General features: G+C 45.7%; 11 protein-coding genes. 7 read left to right on the top strand and 4 right to left on the bottom strand.

Features of this window, described 5'->3' with window-relative positions; all coding sequences use genetic code 11:
• Positions 1-275 precede the first annotated feature (275 nt).
• On the top strand, positions 276-2,090 hold the full coding sequence (gene mrdA / locus QT994_RS26650; protein ID WP_333179991.1) for a penicillin-binding protein 2: 1,815 nt from the start codon (positions 276-278) through the stop codon (positions 2,088-2,090).
• 124 nt (positions 2,091-2,214) lie between these two features.
• On the opposite strand, the gene QT994_RS26655 is transcribed toward mrdA, so the two are convergent.
• Positions 2,215-2,955 carry a Uma2 family endonuclease gene (locus tag QT994_RS26655; RefSeq protein WP_333179993.1) on the bottom strand — a complete coding sequence of 247 codons (741 nt, stop codon included), beginning with the start codon at positions 2,953-2,955 and terminating at the stop codon, positions 2,215-2,217.
• Positions 2,956-3,136: 181 nt separating this feature from the next.
• Complete coding sequence (locus QT994_RS26660) at positions 3,137-4,168, bottom strand: hypothetical protein (protein ID WP_333179996.1); 1,032 nt, start codon at positions 4,166-4,168, stop codon at positions 3,137-3,139.
• A gap of 103 nt (positions 4,169-4,271) precedes the next feature.
• Between QT994_RS26660 and QT994_RS26665 the strand changes: the two genes are divergently transcribed.
• Positions 4,272-5,207, top strand: coding sequence for a metallophosphoesterase (locus tag QT994_RS26665; protein ID WP_333179999.1), 936 nt, complete (start codon positions 4,272-4,274; stop codon positions 5,205-5,207).
• A gap of 27 nt (positions 5,208-5,234) precedes the next feature.
• A complete protein-coding gene (locus QT994_RS26670) occupies positions 5,235-5,717 on the top strand; it encodes a PD-(D/E)XK nuclease superfamily protein (RefSeq protein WP_333046525.1) in 483 nt (160 codons plus the stop codon).
• Positions 5,718-5,805: 88 nt separating this feature from the next.
• Here the strand turns inward: QT994_RS26670 and QT994_RS26675 are convergent, their stop codons facing one another.
• On the bottom strand, positions 5,806-6,681 hold the full coding sequence (locus QT994_RS26675; protein WP_333180002.1) for a DNA adenine methylase: 876 nt from the start codon (positions 6,679-6,681) through the stop codon (positions 5,806-5,808).
• Between the two features lie 274 nt (positions 6,682-6,955).
• Here QT994_RS26675 and QT994_RS26680 point away from each other — a divergent pair, with 274 nt between their 5' ends.
• The 3 genes from QT994_RS26680 to QT994_RS26690 all read left to right on the top strand — a co-directional run bounded on the left by QT994_RS26680 (position 6,956) and on the right by QT994_RS26690 (position 8,758).
• Positions 6,956-7,159, top strand: coding sequence for a DUF751 family protein (locus QT994_RS26680; RefSeq protein ID WP_190657763.1), 204 nt, complete (start codon positions 6,956-6,958; stop codon positions 7,157-7,159).
• A gap of 343 nt (positions 7,160-7,502) precedes the next feature.
• Positions 7,503-7,904, top strand: coding sequence for a PadR family transcriptional regulator (locus tag QT994_RS26685; RefSeq protein WP_333046522.1), 402 nt, complete (start codon positions 7,503-7,505; stop codon positions 7,902-7,904).
• A 320-nt stretch (positions 7,905-8,224) separates the two neighbouring features.
• Positions 8,225-8,758 (top strand): cofactor assembly of complex C subunit B, encoded by a 534-nt coding sequence (locus QT994_RS26690; RefSeq protein WP_333046521.1) that lies wholly within the window; start codon positions 8,225-8,227, stop codon positions 8,756-8,758.
• Between the two features lie 340 nt (positions 8,759-9,098).
• Here the strand turns inward: QT994_RS26690 and QT994_RS26695 are convergent, their stop codons facing one another.
• On the bottom strand, positions 9,099-9,422 hold the full coding sequence (locus QT994_RS26695; protein ID WP_006635576.1) for a DUF3155 domain-containing protein: 324 nt from the start codon (positions 9,420-9,422) through the stop codon (positions 9,099-9,101).
• 395 nt (positions 9,423-9,817) lie between these two features.
• Here QT994_RS26695 and QT994_RS26700 point away from each other — a divergent pair, with 395 nt between their 5' ends.
• Positions 9,818-11,206, top strand: coding sequence for an ATP-binding protein (locus QT994_RS26700; RefSeq protein WP_333180005.1), 1,389 nt, complete (start codon positions 9,818-9,820; stop codon positions 11,204-11,206).
• Positions 11,207-11,329 lie beyond the last annotated feature (123 nt).

An 11,329-nucleotide genomic window follows, 5' to 3' on the forward strand; every position in this document is an offset into this window, starting at 1 on the left:
GAAGAAGTTTTATCTCTCTGTGGTTGGGACTATATCCTTGAAGCTATATTAAGTGCAGCTTCATAGTGAATTGGTATTAACAGTTGAATTGTCAAAAAAACCTCATATTTAACATCTACCTCAATCAAATAATCCGGCTGATTCGTCTGCCAACCGGCCGAATTTATGTCTGTCACTAAAGAGTGAGAAGTTATAAGCGCTGTATCATCCGCAAAATAATCCGGATGGGAACCGTCTCAACCTGTTAGTTGAATAAAAAGAGCAGATTAATTAATATGGCTGGCGATTTTTCTTTTAACTCTCAAGTGCGATTCGACAAAAATGGCTTGGACAATGCTTCACGGCAACGCAGCCGATCGCTCCAAGTTATGATTTTTATGCTGATCGTCACTACCTTGGTGACGCTACCAATATTTCGTCTAGCCGAACTGCAACTGATACAGGGAGCCTACAACCGACAACGGGCGGAAAATAACCGCATTCGCCCTGTTTCAGTCGCAGCGAATCGCGGTCAAATTTTAGATCGCAACGGCAAAATTTTTGCGGCCAACCGCGTATCTCGATCGGTCTATGTGTGGCCAAAAGAGCGATCGGCCCAGGAGTGGCAAGAGATCGCCGCTACACTGGGCCCGATCGTCAAACTTCCCGCAGCCGAAATTATCAAAAAAATCGATGGAGCCGGCTACAAATCAGCCCTACCAGTGCGAATTAGTAAGGATATTGATGTCGGTACTTTCGTCGCTTTGGGAGAACAAGCTAATACTTTGCGGGGAGTTGAAATTCGCGTAGAATCGAGCCGAGACAATCCCAACCAGCAATTAGCAGCTCACGTTTTGGGATACGTCGGCGAAGCTAGTTTAGATCAATTAAAAGCTAATCCTGGATATCCGATGGGAATGATCGTCGGTCAGATGGGAGTTGAAAAATTAGTTAATTCAACTTTAGAGGGCGTTTGGGGAAACCGTTTGATCGAGGTAAATGCTAAGGGCGAGGAAATCCAAGATTTAGGTGTAAAAGACCCTATTCCCGGCAAACCGGTGCAGCTAACTTTAGATTTAGATATGCAGAAAACTGCGGAAAAAGCTTTGGGTAATCGCCTGGGTGCTGTTGTGGCGATCGACGTGAAAACCGGCGCTCTTTTAACAATGGGTAGTTGGCCGACATTTGATCCCAATATTTTTACCCGCAAGGTAACTCAAAAAGAATGGGATCGGCTGCAAGGGCCAGACAAACCATTTTTAAATCGGGCCGTTCAAGGCTATCCAGTCGGCAGCACTTTTAAGATTGTAACTTCTGTAGCCGGGATGGAGTCTGGCAAGTTTTCTCCTGACTCGACTTTGGTAAGTTCTGCTTCAATTAACATCGGCGGAATTACCTTTAACGAACACAGTGCCGGTTACGGCGTTATCGGTTTCCGGGACGCTTTGGCCTACAGCAGCAATACGTTTTTCTATCAAGTAGGCATGGCAGTCGGGCCGGAAGAAATGGCGAAATGGGCTAAGAAAATGGGCATTGGCGGTACTATTAATTTAAAACTTTTGGGGATAGACGCCGACAATCACGGTCAAGTTCCTATACCAGCAGAGAAACAGAAAATGTATGGGGAAGATTGGTATGTTGGCGATACAGTAACAATGGCGATCGGTCAAGGTTTGGTACTTTGTACTCCCCTAGAACTGGCTGTGATGGTGTCAACTATTGCCAATGACGGTTGGCGAGTGCAGCCGCATTTATTGGCTTCTCAAACCAATACGCCTCTTACTCAAAAAATTCAAACAGGTATTAAGCCTGCAACTTTAAACGTTATTAAACAAGGATTGATTGACGTGGTGAAAAAAGGTACTGGCCGCGCCATGAATGATGGTAGTATTCCTTTAAGTGCCGGCAAAACAGGGACTGTGGAAATGCCTGGTCATCCTGACAATTCTATGTATGTAGGTTTTGCTCCCGCTGACAAACCTGAAGTTGCGATCGCAGTTATAGTTGAAGGCGGGGGATTTGGTGCTGTTTCGGCGGCACCAATTGCTCAAGAGGTATTCCGAACCTATTTTCAAAAGCAGGGTTTTAAACCTACTAATAAGCCTTTCTAGTCATTCGTTAATTGTTAATTGTTAACTGTTAATTGTTAACTGTTGACTGTTGATTGTTGACTGTTCTCATTTTGTCCCATACTTCGATCGCACTATCCTTGATATCTGGGAAAAGTGCGATCGATCAAAAGTTTTCCCCTACCAATCGTCTCACTTCCACGGTCGATAAATTCATCATTTGCGCCACCTGTTCCAGACTCATCCCAGAATTTAAGAGTTGATTTACGAGCGATCGCAATGTTGACTCCGCTGCCAGTCGTCTCAGGTTTTCTTCCTTGTGAGTCTTCAAAAACTCACCCGTTTGAGGAACTCTAAACCTCAATTCTCCTGAAATTATATGCAATTCCAGTCCCAGCACTTCACTGAACAACCACAGCGTATCGAAAGCGATATTGTTGGCTGCAATCGGCTCGTAATGATTGTTTATTAGACGTACTCCCTGTAAAATAGGATTTAAATAATCTCCAGACGGATCGTACTGAAAATATTCCCTAACTCCCAAAGCCCGATAAATTTCCGGTTTAGTTTCTTGGTCTTTCGTCTGAGTTGTTTCCGAAGTAATTTCTAACACAAAATCGGGAGTAATTCCCCCTTTTTCCCAAACTTTATAATTATCCCTTTTGCGGTTGGTCCCTCCAAACACCACATAGACATCCGGGGCCACAACTGCCTGGTTGTTCCCTTCTTCATAATATATGAAAGAATTGGCTGACACATAAACATCAGAACGCTCTTGAAAGTAAAGCTTGACAGCTTCAACGCTGTAAGTCATGTAATCGCGCGTGATGTCCCTTTCAGCGATCGGCTCTCCGTCGCTGCTGGGATATTCAATTTCTACTTGTTCGACTTGAGTTAAAATTGTCATTTTTCAACTTTCCTCAAACTTAATTAATTTAATGGTAGCATTCGGTCGGATTTGAAAAAAGTTCACTATCCTCAAAAAAATCAACACCGGCAAGGTGTGCAGCGCACACCTACATAATTAGGTGCTGTGTCCTAGACTGTAAGGCTGGTCTGACGTTTTACAGATACAGACTATTGAAATTCTAATTAATTCCTCTGTCTAAAATAATTATTTCCGAACCAACAACTGGACTTCTCGCTATTAACTTGCCTTCCATATTCGCAATTTCTAACTTGCTGAAATCAAGTGAGTTAGCCTCCTTCCACATTTTAGTTGCTAGTTGATTTTGCTCGACTTCGCTGAGTTTGTACCACTCTTCAGCGACTTTCACAGTCAAAATGCTGCTGGAAAAATTTGCTTGAACAGACTCAACTAAACCGCCGCCCAGTCGATTCTTAATCTCGGTAACTTGCGTTTGAATCGCAGAAATCAGAGACTGTTCCGGCGTCAGCGGCGGCGGTGGGATAATTTCTACTGGTTGCGGTTTTTCCGGAGCCACTAAATCGGGCAACTTGCTTTTGAATTTAGCAGAGATTGGCTTAGATGGTACGATCGCCTCTGGTGATTTCGGCGTTCCCGATGCCATAAAATCACCAAACGTGGGCGGCGACTGCTGGGCTGCGGGCAAAGGCATTTTTGCTACTTTCTCCGACGGTTTTGCTGAGAAACTGTTGAAAGTTAAACCGACTACAACGATCAGAATTGCTGCTAATGCGGCGTTTAAAATTGGATCGGACAGCTTCTGGTTCGTAGATGGTGGCAGTAGCGATCGCACTAGCCGCACAATACTGTGCCAAAGTACACCGACGTTTTCTAAAAAACTCCCTTCCCTGCGTTGGGATACAGGCTTTTTATCAACTTTTACAGCAACTTTTGGCGGCACGCTGTTAACTTCCGCAGCAACAGCCGGAGGAGTTACTGTTGCTGAGTCAGCAGCGGTGGGCGCGATCGGCTTTTGGGCCTGCAACGGCGGTTCGGCTGGTAATTTTTTGCCTTTTTTTCCCAAATTCCCAATCGAGGCAATCAAAGCTTTGATTCTCTGATTTTTGGGAACCGCGCTGCTGGCATTTTGAGTTTTGCTGCCAGTGGGGGCAGACTTTGCAGCCGAATCAACCTGCGGTGTCGGAGATTTAGACGGTTCTGGAGTTGACTGGTTTAGTTGTTCTTCTGACATTTTCTCTGCCTTGGGGCGTTGCAAATATATCTAAACGAGATAAATTTTAGTTGAGCCATCTCAACCTTAATTTATCATTTAACTTAGTTGTAACCGAATCCAAATGAGCATCAAACGTCGTCACTTTCTAATTTTAGGCAGTCTCAGCAGCTTAGGTTTGGCCGGAGTCTGGAAAATGTTTCAGCTTCGGACTGCCTGGGGTACAGACGCCAATGCTGCTGTGCCTTCTAACGTTGAGACCCAAAGGGCGATCGTTCCTTTGCCGGCCTCACCGCCTATTTTACGCTTTATTTCGGTAGCCGACACCGGTACGGGCGCTGAAGGTCAGTATGCTGTGGCTGAGGCGATGGCCCAATATCACCGGGAAAACCCTTTTAATATTACTGTTCTCGCCGGCGACAATATCTACAATAACGGCGAATTTGAAAAAATTAATGCTGTTTTCGAGAAGCCTTATCAGCCGTTATTGCAGCAAAACGTAAAATTTTATGCTTGTCTGGGAAATCACGACATCCGCACTGGTAACGGCGACCAGCAAGTTAAATATGCGGGTTTTAATATGCAAGGTCGCTACTATACTTTTCGGCGCGATCCGGTACAGTTTTTTGCTTTAGATACCAATCACAATGCTGACTGGGAAAATCAGCTTGCTTGGCTGGAAAAAGAGTTGAGTCAGAGCACCGCACCGTGGAAAGTTGTGTTCGGCCACCACCCTATTTATTCCTCTGGCATCTACGGATCGAATCAACCTTTTATTAAGACTTTGACGCCTTTGTTTCAAAAGTACGGCGTGCAGCTTTATATCAACGGACACGAGCACAGTTACGAACGCACTCGCTCGATTAACGGTACGACTTATTTAATTTGCGGTGCCGGCGCGGGCACTCGTCCCGTGGGGCGTTCAGAGTGGACGGAGTATTCTGCTAGCCGCCTGAGTTTTGCGACATTTGATGTCTATGAAGACCGGATGTTTGTCAGTTCTATCGGTACTGACAAGCGGGTTTTTGACAGGGGAGCGATCGAAGTGCGATCGGCTTAATTTAGATTATATTCAGGAGGCAACAAAATGAATAGGGGTTGTAGAGCCAATAAAACTGGTTTTGTTTTAGAAACAACTGTAGAAGGTACGTTGAGAGGCCACGGATATCTCGAAATATGTCCCCAGTTGCCGAAAAAGCGCAAGCGAGATTGGCTCTTAATCTCTACTGAAAATCCCAAGCGATATGCTAAACAAGTTTATATCGGGTCTAGCATCTATGAAACTGAAATAAATGTCGATTTTTATATTGTTGGTTCCGGTTTGTTTCCTCTGGGTCTAATTGTTGAGTGCAAGTGGCAAGAAGACAAAGGCTCAGTGGACGAGAAGTATCCTTACCTCAATTTAAATATTAAAAATTGCTATCGGGTGCCAACTATTGTTATAGTGGGTGGTGATGGTATGAGGCAAGGTTCTATCGACTGGTTTAAAAAACAAATTCCTGACAATCAAAATCTGTTGGCAGTTCACAAGCTCGAAGGTTTCATTACCTGGGCCAACAAATATCTGTAACAGGACTTACGGAACTTTGCCGCCTGCGGGCCAACGACGTATTAATCCTACGAAATATGCTTAATTAGAGACTTGACTTAAGTCATATTTAAAATGAACGTATTAATAATTCCTTAATTTTTCCGCGTTTAAAACTATTAGAATTAATTCCCCTAGATGCTGAGATTTCCAGGAGTTTCGGCAGAGATTGATTGGGGAAAACTTGAGTATCGCTGTAGATTTTTTCTATGAAATCGCAGTTTGAATTAGACAGTATAACTTTCACGCCCCGTTCTGCAAGTTCTGCAAAAATATCTCTCAGTTTAAGCTGTTCCGATTCTTTGAAATTATCCCGGCTGTAAGTCGTGAAGTTACTCGTGGCACTGATTGGATAATAAGGCGGGTCAAAATAAACAAAGTCTTCGCTGCTTGTAGCAAAATCCAAAATTTCATCGAATTTTCTGACTTCAATTTGAGCGGGCGCGAGTAAAGATGAGACCGAGCGCAGTAAATCTGCTTGACAAATGTTAGGATTTTTGTACCGACCTATGGGAACATTAAATTCACCTTTTGAGTTTTCTCTGTAGAGGCCGTTGTAACAAGTTTTATTTAGGTAAATTAGGCGTGCTGCTTTTTCTGTATCTGTTTTGTAGGAGCGTGATCGCACCCAGTAATAATAATTTTTATTGTCCTTGGTGTGTTCTAACTGATGCTCCTGTAAAAGTAGAATCAGCTCCTCAACTTTATCCCTGACACAGCGATAAGCATTAATCAACTCAGGATTAATATCTGTTAACACAGCTTGCAAACCAGGGTGCTGCTGTGCTAAGTAAAAAAATACAGCTCCGCCACCCAAAAAAGGCTCGTAGTAAGTTGTCAACTTTTCAGGAAAATAAGGTTGATATTGTCCAATCAACCGAGTTTTGCCTCCTGCCCATTTCAGAAAGGGACGTGGCAAGACGAAAGAAGGTGCGGAAGCAGACATTTATCTAGAAATAACGGCCCTATAATATTTATCACAACTAGAACTCAATAGACATACTTCTGAAGTTCTTACCGGAGGTCGCGTAGCATTAAACAGACCGTGCCGGAGCCATCGGCGAAAAGTTTTCGTTAGAATTATATATGTCAGCCTCGCCGGCAAAAATGCCCGATCGCCCGATCCGCAGATTTAGCTCCGGCTGTGCCAAAATTGTCTAACTCGCTCACAAGTGTTACCAGTCAAAGATCGTGCTGTGACACTTTACCCCACCAAGCAAATGCAAGATTTTATTAATAACGTCTCTCGCTACCCGCGCTTTTTCATTACGATATGTCTGGGAATTTTCTTTTTCCTGTTCGAGCGACTCAAACCCCTGCTCGATCGACCAGCAACTGCGATCGCCCTGATTAGTTCCATTGTAGCGACTTTTGTCTTTCTAACTTTTACACTGCGGGCTATGTTAGGCCTGAGTTCGGTTTAAAGCCAAGCTAGAACGCCAAGATCAAGGGCAAATTCAGTTAAACCACTAACTCCCAAACTAACTGCCAACTCTTGCAGGCGATCGCACACTTGACAATAGTCGCTGCGATAGATTGGAAGAGGAACAAAATTGGGCTAGTTACGCCAGTGCTGCTCAACCAAGGCGCAGGCAAACATTACCGAAGTGCAGGACAAGCGTTTGGGGCTATCAACATTCACTGGGGAAATACTGCACCTTTGTTTCCCCGGTGTCCCACTTAATCATTAGGAAGCGGCACACCCCGCCCCGCTTTCCTCTCCCGTTAACCTGACGGTATCACGAGAGTTTCCAGCGGACAAGACACATGAAGTTTGAACATATCTATCAATTTTTTCAAGACCCCCCTCCTGTTTATCTAAACAAGGAATTAGCTGTGTGTTACATTCTCTCCGTGTTATTGCGCGGAGATTCCTACGGTACAGAACTGATCGGACAACTAGAGAGGGAATTCCCCATCTACCGACTTTCTGATACCGTTCTCTACAGCGCTCTGAAATTCCTCGAAGATGAAGCCGTAATCACCGGTTACTGGAAAAAAGTAGAAGGACGTGGCCGCCCCCGCCGGATGTATCAAATCCTCCCTGAGTGGCGGCACCAAGCTCAAGACCTCGCTCGTCTCTGGCACGAGTACATCGGTCAGGGAAACGGCGCAAACGGGGCGTCAGATCGTCGATCCCGCGCCTTGGAAACTGGTCAGACGGGTTAACCGAGTTTGAATCGGATGCCTAAACCCTTGAGATGCTGGCGCTACTTGCAAAGCGATTTGCCTTCCTTGCCTTCGCTTTGCTCGATCGCCCGCCGCACAGCCATTAAAGCATCTACACTACGTCAGGACTTACGCATGGTCACTTGAGAATTAGCGACGAGGTAGAGATATGGGAATTTGGTGATGGGGAGAAAAACGCTTTGCTACAAAGCTTTCTGCGAATTTTGGTAAAAAAGTGTCTGCGTAAGTCCTCGATCGCTTTCGTATGTAAAGTTCTGTAAAGTAATAGTAGATAATTTCAATTACACAAACTTCTACCCATGGATACTGCTGTTCTTCCTTCAACATTTGTGCTAACGCTGCTGCTGGCTGTTGGCTTGTTTTTCTTCATCAAAGCCTCAGTCAAAGATCGAATCGAACAAGTCAAGCTTGCTTCCGAGAGCGCCCAAGAGTCACTGTTAACCCAGCTACAAGAGTATTTTGCTTCTAGGGCTTACCGAGTTGCAGCCGTCGATGCCCCCAACTATAAAGTCACCTTTGAGGGTTTTGTCCGGCCGAGTTGGTTTTTGGCTATTTTTTTAACCATGCTAAGTGCAGGCGGCACTCTGTGCTTGGGGCTGGTTTTGGGAATGCTAGTTCCTCAGCAGGGTCAAGTTTTCCTAGCTTTGGTACTGCTGTCCCCGCTGGCGGGGGTATTTTATTGGAAAAAAGCTGGACGCTCTGAGCAAGTCTCGCTCAAACTCGAATCAGTTGCTGAGTCGGGAAGCCAAACCAAGAGCTTTGTTACTGTCAGAGCTCACCGCGATGAACTAGCAGCCATGCAAAAAGCTTTAGATTTGAAACCGATCGATTAAAAGTTTGGTGCGGAACGTTTTTTGATATGCTAGATGCCGTAGTTAGATTTTGAGCAGACAAACCGATGACTCAAGAGCAGCTCTCTCGTTGGCTGTTTTTTTGATTCACTGGTTTGAGCGACAGAACAGTCAAAAAAAAACCATTATCGTGAAAGTGCCAATTGTGGCGATCGCCCTTGGGCTGCGATCACGCCTGTTGCGATGGCTCCTTATACCCTAATTCCTAAGGACTTTTCGCAGAAATTTCAGTTGGCACTCTCCAGACAATGAGAACTCTCGCGCTTTTGTTAAAAGACTTAGAAAAACATTGGTGTCAATGTTTTGAGCTAAACATTTTGATCTATGCGCGGCTGGCTGACACCACAGGAATTTTTTCTGTGGTAGCTTCCAACATCACCTTTAAGCTGGGAAACAAGAAATGGTTCTCTTCTACGTATTGGGCTCCAAATAAACCTTTTTCAGCCCAGAAGTATCTATCAGTGGTATGCTCGTTACGCTTGACTAACAGCAAAGCTGGGGGAGCAATGCCTTCGGCATGGATGAACTTGCGAGCCGCGGTTACGGGTTTATCTTCGCCGCTCTCGATGCTATATTGAGGCACACACTCTAAAATTCTGCGTCCTTCTTGTCGGCGGCGACTCTTGCGTTTGCGTCTCCTGGCCAATTTCTTTACCTCCTCTGTGAGCAGACAGTATGAGCAGACAGGTTGTAATGATAGCTACCAAATCCGAGGCCAGTATATCCGTTCTAGCTCAAAATTTCAACTGTTTTTAATATATCGACATAATCTTAACATTCGTCCCGATCGACAAAAGTGTAACGGTTGTGCTATGGTTGGCCGCAAGTTCCGCTAAAAGCCAAGCTTGGGGATCGGTGGAAGCTGCGCCGACGGCGATGCGGGGCAATTTGGGTTCATGAAAGCCCCATGCCTTCTACATAGCTGCCTTCTATGAAAGGGAAGAAACCTGAAATCTAGAAGTCTCTCATCAGTAATCGGTGGCCGATCATTTGTAATTTACTTAGAATTCCGTTAGATATCTTAATGTGGCGCTCATGTTAATGCCAGCCAGTTCAGAATTTGTCAAACTTTGCCGCTCGCAGGTGGCGATCGCCGTTAGTTTGGGAGCGAAATTCAGCGCGGTATACCTGACACAAGAGTTGGTAGAAGGCAGCGAAGCAAAGTTGGTGCCGATCGCGGTTTACCCAGAAACCTCAGCCGAATCAGAAGAAAATCAGGGGTTGAGGTTGCAATCTCCCGAAAGCTCGACAGTAAAACCAGCGCCGCGACTGCTAGCGCCGCCGATTCTTCCTGTGGAAGAATCAACCGTAGGGGCGATCGCACCCGAACCGCTTCCGGGTAATGAGCGCAGTTCCCATCAGTGCCAAGGCCCGGAGAATGTGTGGCAGCAGCGCAGGCAAATTGTGACGCCTCTGATACACGAGGGAGCTGTAATGGGACTTCTAGTCAGCGGTCGGCAAGACAGGCCTTGGAACGAGCGAGAGGAGGCTCAAATACAACAAATTGCTCACACCTTAGCCCTAGCCTGCATTTTAGACCAGCGATCGCAGTGGATGCAGCAGGAATTGGGTACGAGTCGGCAAATCCAGGCTCAGGTTTACGACACAATGCACAATTTGCTGCACCAGTTCAAAAGTCCGCTGACAGCGTTGCGAACTTTTGGCAAGTTGTTAGCGCGGCGGCTGGTACCGGAAGACAAAAACCGCAATGTGGCTTTTAGTATTGTCCGAGAGAGCGATCGGCTGCAAGAGTTGCTCGGCCAGTTCGATCGAACCGTTGACACCGGCGAAGCACATCTAAAACTGCGATCGGGCACTTCAGAAAAAGCAATGTCCAATGTGGAATCAATCCGGCATTCTCCTCTGTCGCTGTCACCTGCGACCAATTTGAAAGAATCCTGTTTTGTTACAGAAGTCTTAAAACCGCTGTTAACTTCCGCCGAGGCGATCGCCTCTGAAAGGCATCTGAAATTGGTAGCCGACGTGGAGGCGGATTTGCCACCAGTCGGGGCGAACGATCGAGCTTTGCGCGAGGTTTTGAGCAATTTAATTGACAATGCTTTGAAATATACCCCTGCCGGCCGCCAAATTTATATTAAAGTCAGGTACAAACCAGCGGATGGCGATCGGGCAGGATACAGCCAATTGCCTGCCATAGCTGTTGCCGTCAGCGACACAGGTTCCGGCATTCCTCTCCAGGATTTAGAGCATTTATTTGAGCGGCACTACCGGGGAGAAAAAGCGCAGACGGAAATTCCTGGCACAGGATTGGGTTTGGCGATCGCCCGCGATTTAGTCCGCCAAATGCAAGGAGAAATAGAAGTATTTTCCCCACTCAATCCTGAATGGCTACCATCTGCTGCAGATCCTTTATTATATCCAACCGATCGCGGCACTACCTTTGTGGTTTGGCTGCAGGTAAATAAGTAACCAAATCGTAATTGCTCAACCCCCTTGACAAGAAGACGAGATAGACATTAGATAAAGGAATGGAAAAACTTCCCGACTTAAAACAACTATCGAACGAGGCAAAAGAAGCCTTGATAGTAGAGC

Source organism: Microcoleus sp. S13_B4 (assembly GCF_036700885.1).
GTDB lineage: Bacteria > Cyanobacteriota > Cyanobacteriia > Cyanobacteriales > Microcoleaceae > Microcoleus.

Bases quoted from the DNA above. Each gene is read 5' to 3' on its own strand.
- QT994_RS26675 (WP_333180002.1), bottom strand. From the start codon at position 6,681: ATGTCTGCTTCCGCACCTTCTTTCGTCTTGCCACGTCCCTTTCTGAAA.
- QT994_RS26670 (WP_333046525.1), top strand. From the start codon at position 5,235: ATGAATAGGGGTTGTAGAGCCAATAAAACTGGTTTTGTTTTAGAAACA.
- QT994_RS26690 (WP_333046521.1), top strand. From the start codon at position 8,225: ATGGATACTGCTGTTCTTCCTTCAACATTTGTGCTAACGCTGCTGCTG.
- QT994_RS26665 (WP_333179999.1), top strand. From the start codon at position 4,272: ATGAGCATCAAACGTCGTCACTTTCTAATTTTAGGCAGTCTCAGCAGC.
- mrdA (WP_333179991.1), top strand. From the start codon at position 276: ATGGCTGGCGATTTTTCTTTTAACTCTCAAGTGCGATTCGACAAAAAT.
- QT994_RS26685 (WP_333046522.1), top strand. From the start codon at position 7,503: ATGAAGTTTGAACATATCTATCAATTTTTTCAAGACCCCCCTCCTGTT.
- QT994_RS26700 (WP_333180005.1), top strand. From the start codon at position 9,818: ATGCCAGCCAGTTCAGAATTTGTCAAACTTTGCCGCTCGCAGGTGGCG.
- QT994_RS26655 (WP_333179993.1), bottom strand. From the start codon at position 2,955: ATGACAATTTTAACTCAAGTCGAACAAGTAGAAATTGAATATCCCAGC.
- QT994_RS26680 (WP_190657763.1), top strand. From the start codon at position 6,956: ATGCAAGATTTTATTAATAACGTCTCTCGCTACCCGCGCTTTTTCATT.
- QT994_RS26660 (WP_333179996.1), bottom strand. From the start codon at position 4,168: ATGTCAGAAGAACAACTAAACCAGTCAACTCCAGAACCGTCTAAATCT.